General features: G+C 69.3%; 10 protein-coding genes and 1 pseudogene. 5 read left to right on the top strand and 6 right to left on the bottom strand.

Going from position 1 to position 15,569, the window contains the following annotated elements; genetic code table 11:
• Nucleotides 1-12: 12 nt before the first annotated feature.
• Nucleotides 13-372, top strand: a pseudogene (locus AB0I51_RS22555) (zinc-binding dehydrogenase); the annotation flags it as partial.
• On the opposite strand, the gene AB0I51_RS22550 reads toward AB0I51_RS22555, so the two are convergent.
• Entirely contained in the window at nucleotides 347-1,156 is an 810-nt protein-coding gene (locus AB0I51_RS22550) for an inositol monophosphatase family protein (RefSeq protein ID WP_362978008.1), read from the bottom strand. The pseudogene AB0I51_RS22555 and the gene AB0I51_RS22550 overlap by 26 nt on opposite strands.
• A 292-nt stretch (nucleotides 1,157-1,448) precedes the next feature.
• Here AB0I51_RS22550 and AB0I51_RS22545 point away from each other — a divergent pair, with 292 nt between their 5' ends.
• The gene (locus tag AB0I51_RS22545) at nucleotides 1,449-2,201 is read left to right on the top strand and encodes a lysozyme (RefSeq protein WP_362977763.1); all 753 of its coding nucleotides are present in this window, start codon (nucleotides 1,449-1,451) and stop codon (nucleotides 2,199-2,201) included.
• A 61-nt stretch (nucleotides 2,202-2,262) separates the two neighbouring features.
• Here AB0I51_RS22545 and AB0I51_RS22540 read toward each other — a convergent pair whose 3' ends face one another.
• The 5 genes from AB0I51_RS22540 to AB0I51_RS22520 all read right to left on the bottom strand — a co-directional run bounded on the left by AB0I51_RS22540 (nucleotide 2,263) and on the right by AB0I51_RS22520 (nucleotide 7,016).
• On the bottom strand, nucleotides 2,263-3,870 hold the full coding sequence (locus AB0I51_RS22540) for a cation acetate symporter (RefSeq protein ID WP_362977761.1): 1,608 nt from the start codon (nucleotides 3,868-3,870) through the stop codon (nucleotides 2,263-2,265).
• Nucleotides 3,867-4,304 carry a DUF485 domain-containing protein gene (locus AB0I51_RS22535; protein WP_362977759.1) on the bottom strand — a complete coding sequence of 146 codons (438 nt, stop codon included), beginning with the start codon at nucleotides 4,302-4,304 and terminating at the stop codon, nucleotides 3,867-3,869. Before AB0I51_RS22535 ends, AB0I51_RS22540 begins: the two co-directional genes overlap by 4 nt.
• A 362-nt stretch (nucleotides 4,305-4,666) precedes the next feature.
• The gene (locus tag AB0I51_RS22530) at nucleotides 4,667-5,056 is read right to left on the bottom strand and encodes a hypothetical protein (RefSeq protein WP_362977757.1); all 390 of its coding nucleotides are present in this window, start codon (nucleotides 5,054-5,056) and stop codon (nucleotides 4,667-4,669) included.
• 44 nt (nucleotides 5,057-5,100) lie between these two features.
• On the bottom strand, nucleotides 5,101-6,081 hold the full coding sequence (locus AB0I51_RS22525) for a methyltransferase domain-containing protein (RefSeq protein WP_362977755.1): 981 nt from the start codon (nucleotides 6,079-6,081) through the stop codon (nucleotides 5,101-5,103).
• A 662-nt stretch (nucleotides 6,082-6,743) separates the two neighbouring features.
• Nucleotides 6,744-7,016, bottom strand: coding sequence for a hypothetical protein (locus AB0I51_RS22520; protein ID WP_362978026.1), 273 nt, complete (start codon nucleotides 7,014-7,016; stop codon nucleotides 6,744-6,746).
• Between AB0I51_RS22520 and AB0I51_RS22515 the strand changes: the two genes are divergently transcribed.
• The 3 genes from AB0I51_RS22515 to AB0I51_RS22505 all read left to right on the top strand — a co-directional run bounded on the left by AB0I51_RS22515 (nucleotide 6,946) and on the right by AB0I51_RS22505 (nucleotide 15,555).
• On the top strand, nucleotides 6,946-7,623 hold the full coding sequence (locus tag AB0I51_RS22515; RefSeq protein WP_362977753.1) for a response regulator transcription factor: 678 nt from the start codon (nucleotides 6,946-6,948) through the stop codon (nucleotides 7,621-7,623). The genes AB0I51_RS22520 and AB0I51_RS22515 overlap by 71 nt on opposite strands.
• Nucleotides 7,624-7,894: 271 nt before the next feature.
• Nucleotides 7,895-11,212: a lectin gene (locus AB0I51_RS22510; RefSeq protein WP_362977751.1), complete on the top strand. Its 3,318-nt coding sequence runs from the start codon at nucleotides 7,895-7,897 to the stop codon at nucleotides 11,210-11,212.
• A gap of 278 nt (nucleotides 11,213-11,490) precedes the next feature.
• Complete coding sequence (locus tag AB0I51_RS22505) at nucleotides 11,491-15,555, top strand: beta-galactosidase (protein ID WP_362977749.1); 4,065 nt, start codon at nucleotides 11,491-11,493, stop codon at nucleotides 15,553-15,555.
• Nucleotides 15,556-15,569 lie beyond the last annotated feature (14 nt).

Below are 15,569 nucleotides of genomic sequence, written 5' to 3'. Positions count from 1 at the left end.
CCGCGCCGGTACGACATCGTCCTGGACGCCGCGGGCAACCGCGGTGTCTCGCTCCTGCGCGGCGTCCTCACTGCGCACGGCACCCTCGTCCGGGTCGGCGGCGAAGGCGGGAGCCGTTGGTTCGCCGACGCGGGCATCCGCCTGGAGATGGGGCTGCGTTCGCTGCTCGGGAGCCGGAAGCTCCGGGGCATGCTCGCGGTCGTACGCCGTGCGGACCACCTGACTCTCAACGCGATCATCGACAAGGGGGATCTCGCTCCCGTGGTCGACCGCACCATTGCGCTGGCCGAAGCCGCCGACGCCGTCCGACACTTGGAGAACGGCCATCCGCAGGGCAAGGTCGTCGTCACTGTCCCGGGGCCGAGGGACTGACCGTCGACCGCCACAACTCCCTTGCCTCCGCCGCGACTCCGGGCGCGGCCAGCAGCAACGGCTCGTCGTAGGACGGGAGTTGGGGCACCGCGACCGCCCCTGCCTCCGTCGCGATCAGCAGCGCCGGGAGACCGTCCACCGGGTGGAACTCGCCGATCGCGGCGGCGGCCGCCCGGCCCGCCGCGACCTGCACCAGGGACAGTGCTGTCGAGCCCATCACGCGTGCCGTGCAGTGCCGGTCGGCCAGCCGGGCCAGCAATGAGTCCAGGCCGGGCCAGTGCGCGTGCGCCGCCCACTCCGTCATGAACACATGGCCGGTCAGTGTCGTGTGGTCCGCCGCGTGGATCGGGACGCCGTTCAAGTGCGCCCCCCTGCCTCGTACGGCCGTGAACACCTCGCCCCGCCACGGGTCCGCGACCAGGCCCAGCAGAGGAGAGCCGTCCGGCCGCGCGAGGCCCAGCGAGAAGGAGCACCAGCCCAGCCCGTGGGCGTAGTTGGTGGTTCCGTCCACGGGGTCGATCACCCAGTGCGGGGCGTCCGACGCGCCTTCCTCGACGCCGTACTCCTCGCCGTCGATCCCCCAGCCGGGGAACTCGCGCCGCAGCACCGACCGTACGTGCCGCTCCACCGCCTCGTCCGTGTCCGTGACGATGTCGGCCGGGCCCGCCTTCTGCCGGACCGGGCCCGAGGCCCCTCCGTTCCCGCCGCGGATCGTCTCCGATGCCCACGCGGCCAGCTCCACGGCCACCCGAAGCGCGTCGTCCAGGTCATGCTCGTTCGTCACTGCTCTCCACCACTCCAGTCCTGTGCGGGCGAACCTTCCCCGGTCGGCCTCGATCCAGGAGATCACGTCGTCGTACGGCTTCGTCGGCGGCCTCACCCTCGTCGAGCCGTACGCCGGGACCACGGACGCCTCGCGGTACGGGGTGCGGGCGAGTTTGGCGGTACATGACGTGCGATGCGGCACGGTTGCGGTTCGTATAGGCGGTATGCGACGACGAATATCAACCTGGGACGGGCTTTCCCGACTGCGCGTGGCCGTGGTGGTGTCCGGCCTTCTCCTCACTGTGACCGGTATGGCCCCCGCGCCGACCACGGCCGAACCCGGACCCGCGCGGGGCAGTGCCTACATGGGCATCGGCGTCCTGGCCCACGACGGGACGAGCGGCAGGACCGGCGCGGTGTCCCCGGAGGAGCGGGCCGGGCAGACCGAGGGCGTTGACGTCTCCAGCTATCAGCGTGATGTGGCGTGGACCGGCCTGTGGAGCGCCGGTACCAGGTGGGCCTATACGAAGGCCACGGAAGGCACCTCCTACCGGAACCCGTACTTCGAGGACCAGTACGAGGGTGCGTACGACGTCGGCATGGTCCGCGGGGCCTACCACTTCGCCACACCGGACGGGGGCAGCGGAGCCGCGCAGGCCGACTACTTCGTGGATCACGGTGGGGGCTGGTCGGGCGACGGCCGGACGCTGCCGGGGGCACTCGACATCGAATGGAACCCCTACGGGGACTCCTGCTACGGCAAGTCGGCGAGCGGCATGGTCACCTGGATCGGTGATTTCCTGAGCCGCTACAAGGCCCGTACCGGTCGTGATGCCGTGATCTACACATCCACCAGCTGGTGGAGCAACTGCACCGGTGGCTACCGGGGATTCGGTGCCACGAACCCCCTGTGGGTGGCCCGGTACGCCTCGTCGGTAGGGGCGCTTCCGGCGGGCTGGTCGGCGTACACGATGTGGCAGTACACGTCGTCGGGGCAGACGGTCGGTGACCACGACCGGTTCAACGGTGCCCAGGACGCGTTGCGCCGGTTCACCGCCGGCTGACAGGTTGTGACGAGCCGGGGGCCCCGGCCCCCGGCTTCGGTCCGGTGTCGTCGGCGCGTTGTCATCCGTTCTTGGGGTACGCCGGTCCGGCCAGCAGGACGGGCTCGATGGCTTCGTAGCGACTGCGTGCCCGCGTGTTGGACCTTCTGCGGGACAGAACGGTGGCGACGAGGCCGCTGAGGAACCCGGCCGGGACGGAGACCAGGGCGGTCGTGGTGAAGGGGAACCAGTTGAAGTCGGCGGTGGGGAAGGCCGATTGGGGGGTGCCGGAGACGAGGCTGGTGCCGGGCAGGAGGACGAGGACGCTGACGGTGCCGCCGATGAGCGTGGCCAGCAGGCCGGCGCGGGTGTAGCGGCGCCAGAAGAGGCTGTAGAGGAGCGCCGGGGCGATCGCCGAGGCACCCAGACAGAACGAGAGGATGGCGAGGGGCTGGAGACTGTGGTGCTGGGCGAGTACGGCCAGGCCGATCACGGGAATGCCCACGGCCAGGGCGGACAGGCGGGCCAGCGCCATTTCGTGCAGCGGCGGTGTGTCGGGGCGGGCGGCGATGTCGTGGGCGAGGGAGTTGGCGCAGGCCAGGGTCATGCTGGCCACGGAGGCCAGCAGGGTCAGGAAGATGGCCGTGGTGACGGTGGTGAACAGCAGGCTCTCCGGACGGGAGAGGTCGGTGCCGAACGCGGCGCGCGCCCCGAGGAGATAGGCGGTGGAGCCGCGCGGATCCGCGGCGGTGATGGTCTTCGCGCCGATGAGAGCGGTGGCGCCGACCGCGACCACGGTCATGACGGCGATGAACAGCGCGACCGCCGACACGGCCCACGACATCGCACGGCGCACCTGCCGGGTACTGCCGGCCGTGTACATGCGCATGGTGACGTGGGGGAGGGACGCACCGCCGAGCACGATGGCGCACTGCGTGCTGACCATGTCGAGGGCGGGGTGCCGTCCGCCGGCGAACTGGAGCCCGTAGCGCAGGTAGTTGTGGCCGGCCCCGCTGTTGTGTGCGGCTGTGCGGAACAGGGTCGGCGGGCTCCAGCCGAAGGTGTGCAGGATCAGCGCGGCGACGACCAGACCCGAGCCGAGAAGGATCACGGTCTTCAGGATCTGGATCAGTGCGGTGCCGCGCATGCCTCCGAGAGCCGCATACGTGATCATCAGCGCCCCGGCCCCGACGACGCAGCCCGTGCGCATGGTGTTGTCGGAGAAGCCGAGGACGTAGGCCAACAGCTGTCCCACACCGGCGAGCTGGACGACCATCATGGGCACCAGCGCGGCGAGGGTGACGGCGCACGCGGTGATGCGCACCGCGCGGCCGGGCATCCGGCGGGCGAGTACGTCGCCCATGGTGAACCTGCCCGTGTGGTGCAGGGGTTCGGCCAGCAGGAACATCAGGAGCAGCAGGGAGAGCAGGGTGCTCAGGGCCAGAACGACACCGTCGTAGCCGCAGAGCGCGATGATGCCGCCGACGGTCAGGACGGTGGCCGCCGAGATGTAGTCGCCCGCGATGGCCAGGCCGTTGCGCAGCGGGGAGAGGAACCGGTAGCCGGTGTAGAACTCGTCGAGGTCGTCGCGGTCGGGGCCGGTGACCACGCACAGCAGCAGGGTGAGGGTGACGACGCTGAAGAACGCCACGAGTGACCAGGACTGTGCGGCGCCCTTGAAGTCGGTCACGACAGGACCTGCTCGTCGCGGTGGTGCGGCGTCTGATGGCGCACCCGGCGGGCGAGAGGGTCGACGTGGCGCCGCGCGGTGTACTCGTAGAAGAGCACGGCCAGCCAGGTGACGGGGAGTTGGACCAGCGCCAGACAGAGTCCGGCGGGCAGGCCGCCGAGGGCGGGGGCGGTCATCACCGAGGGGAGTGCGACGGTGAGGGTGAGGAAGACGGCGAAGTAGCCGAGTGCGGCGAGAGCGGCGACGCGTCGCTGCCGGCGGCAGGCCCGGCGCAGAAGCCGTAGATCGCGGTGGGGTCCGGTCCATGAACGGGCCCGTGCCGACCGCCAGTTGCTGTTGCTGTGCGCGGCGGGTGGCGGCGAGGGCGGGATGGGGGAGGCGTGTCGTGCGGGCCGGTGGCGCAGCGGGTGTAACTCGGAGCTGTCGGCGGACATTCCAAGATCTCCTAGTGGGTCGTGGGCCCCAACAGGTGCCGACCGCGAGAACGCGGGGAGCGGTCCTGGTCACCGCACGCTATGCGGGCGCCGGACCCCGCGCAGGACTTCCGACGAACTCCCTGGTGAGGACCACTGCACCGCGCTGACCTCGGATGTTGTGGGGGTGAGGGGTGGGATGGAACATCACGGGAGTGTCGTGTGAGCCCCTGCGCGTGTCGAGGGGGTCGAACGGTGGAGAGGCGTGCGGCAGCCGGGAGTTGACTCGTTGGCCGTACGATCCCGCCCCCGGGACGATGTGCCATCAGCTGGTAACTGACCATGTAAGGCAGGGAGTTCGGAGTGTCCACCCTGGCGTGGGACTACGCGCGATTCCCGTGGGAGATCGTGCGGCCCGACGGCGGGCTTCCGGCCGCTCGGCGATCGTTGACCTGCAGGCGGTGTGGCAAGGAACTGACCTCTGCCGAGCACAGCGTCACGCGCACCCGGCAACGGCAGGCGTTGGCCTGGGTGTCCTCGTTGCGGGAGTTGTCGTCCTCGCGTTCACCGGCGCCATTGTTGTGCGTGGGCTCGTGATCGCGGGTTCCGTCCCCGGCCTCGTGTTCGGGACGGCCGCCTCGGGAGAGATCGGCATCAGCGGTCACAGCAACGGCTTCCGCGTCTCCGGTGTCAAACATCCGGTAGCGATCGAGCGTCCTGAGCTCAAGCTGCCGGACCTGATCCGACCTGAGCGAAATGGGGTCGCGAGGCACGTCCGCTGAAGGCGTGCCGGTTGCTCTGCCAGGTGCGGGACCGATCAGGTCACCCGGCCCACGAGTACGGAGACCTGGACGCTTTCGAGATACGGGCCGGACGGGAGCGACCGGCGAATCCGCTCGGCGAACGCCGGCCGGTCCTCCTGCCCGGGCAGCTTGCCCGCGGGGATCGCGGAGTAGACGCCGCCGATGATTTCGTCGATGCTCAGCTCGTCGCCGTAGTCGATCACCGTCTCCCGCACATTCGTGAATCCGGCAGTACGGAGCGCTTCCGCGTATCGGCGCCGGTCGTGCGCGGCGGTCCCGCACGTTGCCTCCAGCCGCCTGCCGAAGTGATCCTCCAGGCAGGACCGCAGCGCCTGCGACCAGGCGCAATCCTGTAGCCACAAGGGTGTGCCGTTGGCCACCACGGCGACACCTCCGCCGGCACGGAACAGGGGCGCCAAGGTACGGAACAGCTCCTCGTGCCGCATCCAGTGCAGGGCCTGCCCGATCACCGCCATCGCCAGGGATTCCCGCCCCACCAGGGCCCCCACCGCGGGGACGTCGCTGTCGCCGCCCAGTACCCATGTCACATTCCGCACGCCCTGCCCCGCGGCCGATTCCCCGGCGAGCCGCAGCATGTCCGGTTCCGGGTCCATGCCGATGACGGAACGGACCCGGGAAGCGAGCGGGAGAGAGAGCTGGCCGGTGCCGCATCCGAGGTCCAGCACGATGTCGTCGGCGTTGAGCGCGAAGGCTGTCCGCAGAGCCTCGACGACCGGGGGCGGATAGCCCCGACGGTACTTCGCGTAGAACTCGGCGACCTCACCACTGAAACCCGGAGTCATGCCCCTCACCCTGGCAAGCGCGGGCCGATCAGGACAGCTCAGCAGCACGCGGATCGCCACCGGCAGAAATCTCCCGCGATCCCCTGGCACCTGCTGAAGGACGCCGGCGGCGGACCAGGTGTCGAGAACCGCGGTGGCTGTCAGACGGGCGAAGTCGGCCAACTGGTCGGGGATACCCGAGATGAGATGCACGCCTGCGTTGTCGCGTTGTGTAAGCGCGTCGCTGTGGACACCGGGAGCCAGCAGCCCGACTCCCCGGAGCCGGTCCGCCTGATCCACGGTCGGCCCCTTCGTCGCCCCGGTCGCTCGGACTCGCCCGGGACCGCCGCAAGGTCATCGGGGCGGCCTGTCTGCTGTACGCCACCGCGCTGACCGCAGGGGTACTGACGTACGGTCACGCACCTGTCGTACCGGCCGTGCTGCTGCTGGCCACGGCCGGGGCCCGCGGACCGCTGCTGACCGGCGGTATCGGCGGCCGACCGCCCGCCATCGGCGGACCGCACGGGCCGACTCCGGCGCACCGTCTACCTCACCATGGGCGTCGGCCTGACGAGGATCCTCGGCACCGAGCCGGCCACCGCGGCCCTGCTGACCGCCGCCTACGGCGTCGGCAGTCTCACCGGGTCCTCAGCCGTCATGGCCCGCCCTCTCACCGGTGAACCGGACCAGCTGATGCGCTGCCTCGCCCTGGGCGTCCGTCACCGTGAGCCCCGCCTTCGCGGTGTCCGTCGCGGCCTACGCCCTCACCGGGATCCTCAACTCCTTCTTCTTCGCCTCCACCCTCGCGGCCCGCACGGAGTACGCACCGGGCGGAGCGCGCGGTCAGGTCTTCATCTGGGGCGCGGCCCTGGAGATCACGTCCGCTCCGCCGGTACGGCACTGCCGGATCGCTGACCGGTGTGCCCGTCGGACTGCCGCTCGTCGTAGGCCTCTTGACCGTCTCCGTTGCCGTCGCGACCGTAGAGGCGCGCTTCGCGAGAGCCGACGAGGAGCACCCGTGACCGTGCCGAGGGAATCGTCCACGGGAGGCTGACGACGCTGCCCGGCACGACCGGTGTGGAGGCCACCCGGCGCATCGTCGGCGACTGGCCGGGGCCGGGACCGGCGCCGCGGGTCGTCGTCCTCACCACGTTCGACCTGGACGAGTACGTGCACGCGGCCCTTCGGGCGGGCGCCGACGGCTTCTTGCTGAAGAACAGCCGTCCCGACGACCTCGTCCGCGCCCTCCACGCGGCCGTCGGCGGAGAGCCCGTGCTCGCACCGAGCGTCACCCGCCGGCTCATCGACACCCTGACCGCGCTGCCGACCGCGCTCCTCCCCGGCACACCGGGCGCGTCACCGGCACCCGAACGCGTTATTCGACATCGGTTTCGAATTCACGCACCACTTTCACCTCGTCGTGCAGAGCGTCGTCTCCGGCGAGTGCGTTGCGAGGCCTACGACCGACCTCGGCGATCCGCCTTTTCCATTTCGGATCCCAACACGGGCGCCAGCGCGATCGAAGAGCCGTACCCGAACAAGGGAATGGGCGTCCCATGGCGTCAGGATGACCCAGTGCTGGGAGATTCTTGCCGGAACCATTGCCGCTCCTACGGTTGTGCGACCGCGTCGAGGGACAAGCCGTCGGCCCGACGTGTTTGCGAAGCAGTTTGCGCGTATGGGCAAGATGGGCCTGGCTGTTCCGGAACCCTCGCATCACCCTGGTACGCCGTCGCCGCACAGGCCTCTAGGTGAACTTCGCGTTCAGAAAGTCCCGTTGGCCTCGTTGACATGCCATCAGCACACACGTTTCACTCGACACTCGTGCATGGCAACGTTGTCAGGCCGTCGGGGGCGACCGGGACTGTTGCCTGTCGTCGGCGTTCCGGGATCTCGGTGCGTCGGCACCTGTTGTGCCAGGCACGAATTGCTGCGGAGGCAACCGATGGTGAGACCCCGACATTCAGCTGCGCCACGCGACCGCAAGAGATCCCGCCGATATTCGGCCCTGTTCTGCGTCCTGGGCATGGCTGTTCTGCCACTGCCGGCAGTGGGCGACGCGTATGCCGCGAGCGGCGCGACGCCGGCCGTGGTGACGGATCCCGCGTCCCTCGTCAACCCCCTCATCGGCACCTCCGGTGCGGTGGACACCTTCCCGGGCCCCGACATGCCGGCCGGGATGGTCCAGTGGGGTCCGGACACGACGCCCGACCGGCCCGACGGCGGCGGCTACGAGTACAACGACAAGAAGATCTCCGGCTTCAGCCTCACCCACATCTCGGGCCCTGGCTGCCCCGTCGCGGGCGACCTGCCCGTCCTGCCAATGACCGGCGCACTGTCGGGCGACCTCGGCAACACGTCCGCCGGCTTCAGCCACACGGACGAGCAGGCGGGCCTCGGCTACTACAGGGTCACCGACGCGAACGGCGTCAAGACCGAGCTGACCGACACCACCCGCGCAGGCCTTGGCCGCTTCACCTTCCCCGCGGGGCAGCAGGCGAACCTGCTGTTCAAGCTCAGCGGCGGTGCCACACAGATCGACGGGACCCGCGTCCAGGTCGTGAACAACCAGGAGATCAGTGGCGCGATCGACAGCGGTCACTTCTGCGGCGCCGCCAACAGATACACGCTGCACTTCGACATCAAGTTCGACCGGCCGTTCGCCGCGAGCGGCACCTGGGTCGGCGGCACCATCACTCCCGACGCGAAGTCGCTGAAGGCCGGCAAGGTCCAAGCGGCCCCGCAGAAGGCGAGGTCGGCGCCGCTGAAGGAGAGGCACTTCACCGTCCCGGCGAAGCCGGCCCCGACGATCCACACGAGCGCGAACAAGCACTCCGGTACGCCGTCCCCGGCATCCAGCGCTGCACCGCAGACATCCGCTGCCGCCCAGCCGCCCACCACCGGCGCGAACGGCATGTACCTCACCTTCGACACCACCACGAACACCACAGTGAACGCCAAGGTCGGCATCTCGTACACGAGTGACGCCGGAGCGGCGAACAACCTGTCCACCGAGATCAAGAAGTGGGATCTCGCCGCCGTCGAACAGGCCAACCACGACGCCTGGAACAAGGTGCTGACCAAGCTTCAGATCGGCGGCGGCTCCGCGGACCAGCAGACCCAGTTCTACACCGCGCTCTACCACGCCCTGCTGCACCCGAACGTCTTCTCCGACGACAACGGCCAGTACATGGGCATGGACAACCAGATCCACCCGCTGGCCAAGGGGCAGAAGGCCCAGTACGCCAACTACTCAGGCTGGGACACCTATCGTTCCCAGACGCAGCTGATGGCGCTGGTCGAGCCGAAGGTCGCCGGTGACGTCGTCACCTCGATGCTCAACGGGTACGACCAGACGGGCCTGTTGCCCAAGTGGGCCTCGAACAACGGCGAGAGCTACGTCATGGTCGGCGACCCGGCCGCGGGCATCATCGCCGACGCGTACGCCTTCGGTGCGACGAACTTCGACACGGCCAAGGCACTCGCCGCCCTCCAGCACGAGGCCACCGTCCCGAACAACGACCGCCCCGGAGAGTCCGTACGGGACGCGAAGGGCTACCTCCCGCTCGACGAGAACGACTACAACTGCTGCAACTTCTACGGCCCCGTCTCCACCCAACTCGAGTACGACTCCGCCGACTACGCCATCGCCGCCTTCGCGAAGTCGCTCGGCAACACATCCGTCTACGAGAAGTTCGCCACCCGCGCCCAGGACTGGATGAACGTCTTCAACCCGCAGACCGGCTACATGCAGGCCAAGAACAAGGACGGCCAGTTCGCCGGCGGTTTCACCCCGGGCACCTCCAACGGCTTCGTGGAGGGCACCTCCGCCCAGTACACGCCGATGGTCCCCTTCAACCTGCGCCAGCTCATCCAGGCACGCGGCGGCGACACGGCGTACTCGTCCTACCTGGACAGCCTGCTCGACAACATCACGCAGCCGGGCAACACCGACGCCGACCTGAGCAACGAGCCCAGTGTGGAGATCCCCTGGGAGTACGACTACACGGGCCAGCCGTGGAAGACCCAGGCGGCCGTCCGCGACGCCCAGCAGAACCTGTACTTCAACGCGCCGGTCGGCTCGTTCGGCAACGACGACCTCGGCGCGATGAGCTCCTGGTACGTCTGGTCCGAGCTCGGCATGTACCCGGAGACCCCGGGCACGGACACCCTGGCGCTCGGCAGCCCGGCGTTCCCGGTGGCCAAGGTGACCCTGGGCAGCGGCAAGACCGTGGGGATCAACGCTCCGCAGGCCGCGCCCGACGCGCCGTACGTGCAGACGCTCGCCGTCAAGGGCAAGGCGTGGAACAGCTCCTGGCTGAGCTACCAGCAGTTCCAGGGCGCGGGCACGCTCGACTTCACACTCGGCACCGCGCCCAACAAGGCCTGGGCGTCCGACACTTCGGCGGCGCCGCCCTCGGACACCACGGGCGGCGGGCGGGTGCTGGCCGCGACCGGCCCCTCAAGCGACGGCCTGGTGCTCCAGCCAGGTGCGTCCGGTGACGGCACCCTCGACCTGACCAACCTCGGCAGTACGGCCGTCACGGTCGACTGGAGGGCGACGGCACCCTCCGGCGTCACCCTGGACACCTCGTCCGGCTCGCTGACGGTACCCGCCACGGGCAGTGCCGAAGCGAAGGTCAAGGTGACGGCGGGCGCGAGCGAGGGAACCTACCCGGTCACCTTCGCGCTGGCCGACCACAGCACCGGTACGGCACTGAGCGGGGCGACCCTCCGCGTGGCCGTGGCCAAGGCCGGCGCGCTGTGGCCGTACGACACCAACGAGGGCATCTACCCCGACGGCACCTCCTTCTCGGGCGGATTCGACAACGGTGGCTGGGCGTTCTCGCAGAACGCGCTGGCGACGGCCGGCGTCACGAGCGGGTCCACCGTCACCGCCGACGGCATCTCCTACACCTGGCCGACGGTGACGTCCGGGCAGCTGGACAACCTGGAGATGGCCGGCCAGACCATCCCGATGCCGTCCGGCGCGTCCGGCGCGTCGCTCGGTCTGCTGGGCACCGCGACCAACGCGCCGACCGACGGGAGCGGGGTCTCGGGCACGGTGACCGTCACCTACACCGACGGCACCACCTCGAAGGCGACGATCGGCTTCTCGGACTGGACGCTCAACGGGGGCGGCAGCCAGCCCCTCCCGGGGGACACGACCGCCGTCACGACTCCCTACCGGAACACCGGGAGCGGGGGCCGCGACAACGTGAAGGCATACGTCTTCGCCACGAAGGTCCCGCTGGACGCGTCCAAGCAGGTCGCGTCGATCACGCTGCCGGTGACGGGCTCGTCGGGCGCCGACCATCTGTTCGCGTACGGCTTCGGCCAGTAGGGCAGTTGAGGCACGGGCGGTCCTGATGACGCCGGGCCGGTTCCCGGACGCGAGCCCGGGAACCGGCCTCTCAATTGTCTTCTCCCGCCCCATTGTGGTGCGCCCTGCACACCCTTACTGTTCGACTTTGCCTGAGTCTGTTTGATGCTGTTCGCCCAGTCGGTCTGGAGGCCGCCGTGCGGGGTAGTCGGAACGGTTCAGTAGGTGCGAGACCCGGTCGACGCCGGTGGTGGAGGGCGGTCCTCGCGGCGACCGCGACCTTCGCCCTCGCGGCGGGCATGACCGCGCCGGCCACTGCGGCGCAGGACGTGGGCGAACAGACGCCCGTCGTCAGTCCGCAGGCGCACACCGTGACGCTCGACGGCTACTCGTTCCTCGTCGACGGCAGGCGCACCTACCTGTGGTCCGGAGAGTTCCACTACTTCCGGCTCCCGAGTCAGGACCTGTGGCGCGACATCTTCCAGAAGATGAAGGCCGCAGGCTTCAACTCCACCTCCCTGTACTTCGACTGGGGCTACCACTCGCCCAAGCCGGGCGTGTACGACTTCACCGGGGTGCGGGACGTCGACAAGCTCCTCGACATGGCCCAAGAAGCCGGGCTCTACGTCATCGCCCGCCCCGCCCCGTACATCAACGCGGAGGTCGACAGCGGCGGACTGCCCGGCTGGCTGACCACCAAGGCCGGGAACAACCGCAGCGACGACCCGCAGTTCCTGAAGTACGCGGACGAGTGGCTGACGCAGATCGACCGGATCATCGCCCGCCACCAACTGACCAACGGCACCGGGTCGGTGATCGCCTATCAGGTCGAGAACGAGTACTACAACGGCTCGGCCGCCGGCCGCTCCTACATGCAGCACCTGGAGGACAAGGCCCGCGCCGACGGCATCACGGTCCCGCTGACCGGCAACAACAACGGCACCTTCAACTCCGGTACCGGCGCCCTGGACGTCGACGGCCCCGACTCCTACCCGCAGGGCTTCGACTGCTCCAACCCCGCGAAGTGGAACGGCGTCCCCGACATCAGCTACGACCACCCGGCCGGAAAACCGCTCTACTCACCGGAGTTCCAGGGCGGCGCCTTCGACCCCTGGGGCGGACCCGGCTACGACAAGTGCGCCCAACTCATCAACGACCAGTTCGCCGACGTCTTCTACAAACAGAACATCGCCGTCGGCACCACCGCGCAGAGCTTCTACATGACCTACGGCGGCACCAACTGGGGCTGGCTCGGCATGCCGCAGAACTACACGTCGTACGACTACGGGGCCGCGATCCGGGAGACCCGCCAGCTCGACCCGAAGTACTACGAGGACAAGCTCATCGGGTACTTCACCCAGTCGGTCGCCCCGCTGACCAAGACCGAGGCGATCAGAGCCACACCGCCGGACGACTCCGCGGTCGTCGACACGGCCCGGATGAACCCCGACACCAAGACCCAGTTCCACGTCCTGCGGCACGGCAACTCCACCTCGACCGCGGTCGACAAGACTCACATCTCCCTGGACTTCAACGCCGTGCCGTCCGCCGACACCACCTACACCTGGGACGACCCCGACTCCGCGCTCCAGTACGCCGGTTCGTGGTCGCACGTGGCCAACACGAGCTACACCGGCGGCGATTACAAACACACCGAGTCGTTCTCGAAGACGGCCGGCGACTCGCTCACCGTCCCCTTCGACGGCACCGCGATCCGCTGGATCGGCTCGAAGACCAACAACCACGGCAACGCCGACGTCTACCTCGACGGCACCAAGGCGGCGACGGTCGACGACTCCGGCAGCGAGACCCAGGCGGTGCTCTTCCAGAAGACCGGCCTGCCGCCCGGCGCGCACACGCTGAAGATCGTCGTCGCCGGGACCCACAGCTCGGGATCCACGGACAACTACGTGGCCGTGGACGCCATCGACGTACCGACGAGCGACTCCGCCGCGCAGCCCACCTACCCGGTCGTGCCCCAGCAGCCCGGCACCGCGATCACCCTCGACGGACGTGACTCCCACGTGATCGTGGCCAACTATCGCCTCGGCGAAGCCCAGTTGCAGTACACCACCTCCGAGATCATGACCAGCGCGACCATCGGGGCCCGGGACGTCGCCGTGCTCTACGGCGACGAGGGCAGCGACGGCGAGACGGTCCTGCGCTACGCCACCGAGCCCACCGTGACCGCCAACGGCGGGACGGTGGCGACCAGTTGGGACCCGTCCACCGGTGACCTCCGCCTGAACTACACGCACAAGGGCCTGATCCGCATCAGCATCAGCGGCGACGGAAAGCGCCCGCTCCTCCTCCTGGTCGGCGACAAGGCCACGGCGGAGACCTTCTGGCGTCAGGACACGGCGAGCGGCCCGGTGCTCGTGCGCGGCACCCACCTGTTGCGGACGGCGACCAGCCTGAGCGGTGGCCACACCGTGGCACTCACCGGCGACAACGCCGACGACAAGGACATCGAGGTGTTCACCTCCGCCGCCCAAGTCACCTGGAACGGAAGGGCGTTGGGCGCCCATGCCGGCGACACGGGGAGTCTCACCGGGAAGATACCGGTGGCCGCCCCGGTGCAACTGCCGACACTGACCAACTGGAAGCACGCCGAGGAGTCGCCCGAAGCCGCTCCCGGTTTCGACGACACCAGCTGGCAGGTGGCCGACAAGGCGACCACCAACAGCGTTTCCGGCGTCAACTCGCTGCCGGTGCTCTACGCCGACGACTACGGGTTCCACACCGGCAACACGTGGTACCGGGGCCGCTTCCGCGCCACCGGCAAGGAGACCGGCATCCATCTGGTCTCGGACTCGGGGGGAGGTGCGCAGGCGTTCTCCGTCTGGCTCAACGGGACCTTCCTGGGCAGCTCCACCACGGGCAGCGGAGACTTCTCCTTCCCGGCCGGTGCGGTGAAGTCCCAAGGGGACAACGTCATTTCGGTGCTCACCGTCAACATGGGACACGAGGAGGACTACAACTCCACCAACGGCAACAAGGCCGCGCGCGGCCTGACCAGCGCCTCCCTCGTCGGCGCGCCGCTGACGTCCGTCACCTGGCGCATCCAGGGCGTACGGGGTGGCGAGGACCTCCAGGACACGGTCCGCGGTCCGCTGTCGACGGGCGGCCTCTACGGCGAGCGGGCCGGCTGGTCCCTGCCGGGCTACCCGGACGCCGACTGGAACCGCGTGTCCCTGCCGACGACCGACACGACTCCCGGTGTCTCCTGGTACCGCACCGACGCCAGGCTGGACCTGCCGCACGGTCAGGACACGTCACTTGGGCTCACGTTCACCGACGACCCGGCACGCAAGTACCGCGCCACGATCTTCGTGAACGGCTGGCAGGTCGGCAACTACGTCAACTACCTCGGCCCGCAGCACACCTTCCCGGTCCCCAACGGAATCCTGAACCCGAACGGCCACAACAGCATCGCCATCGCCGTGTGGAACCTCGACGGCAGCACCGGTGGCCTCGGCAAGGTCTCACTGACCGACTACGGCAGCTACGCCTCCTCCCTGCGCGTCGCACAGAACGACAGCCCGCGCTACGACGCCAGTGGCTACGCAATGCCGAAGCGCCCGGGAGCGGACGTCACCCTCGACGTGCCGGACACCGCCCAGCCAGGACAGGCCTTCACCGCCCGGACGACGGTCCGGGTGCCGAAGGACCGGCAGTCCGCCTCCGGACTGACGGCGTCGTTCTCGGCGCCGGACGGCTGGAGCGTGACTGCCACCGGCCCCGTGTCGGTCAAGCGTCTGCGGCCCGGCACCTCGGCGACCTTCACCTGGCAGATCCAGCCCCCGGCCGGAACGCTGCCATCGGCCTCGGCACTCACCACCACGGTGCACTACCGGCAGAACGGACGGCAGGCCGTCGGTGACGACGAGCGCATCGTCCGGGGAATCCCACCGGCTCCGCCCGCCGGGCAGAGCGACGTGAGTGGTCTGCCGTTCCTGTCGTCCACCAACGGGTGGGGCCCGGTGGAACGGGACACCAGCGTCGGCGAGCAGGCGGCCGGTGACGGCCGCCCGATCACCATCGCGGGCGTCGGCTACGCCAAGGGCCTCGGCACCAACTCCGTGAGCGACGTCGAGCTGTACCTCGCCGGACAGTGCTCGCGGTTGACGGCGTCCGTCGGCGTCGACGACGAAACGAACGGCGCGGGCACTGTGACGTTCTCCGTGATCGCCGACGGCAAGAACCTGGTCACCACCCCGACACTCCGCGGCAAACAGGCCGCGCTGTCGATCGACGTCGACGTCAGCGGCGCCCAGGTACTCGACCTCAAGGTCGGGGACGCGGGCGACGGCAACGGCAACGACCACGGCGACTGGGGGATGCCCACACTGACGTGTGACTGATCGAGAGACAGGGC

The organism is Streptomyces sp. NPDC050549 (genome assembly GCF_040655035.1).
GTDB lineage: Bacteria > Actinomycetota > Actinomycetes > Streptomycetales > Streptomycetaceae > Streptomyces.
The sequence above is the reverse complement of the archived record's forward strand: the minus strand, read 5'-3'. Positions and strand labels throughout refer to the sequence as shown.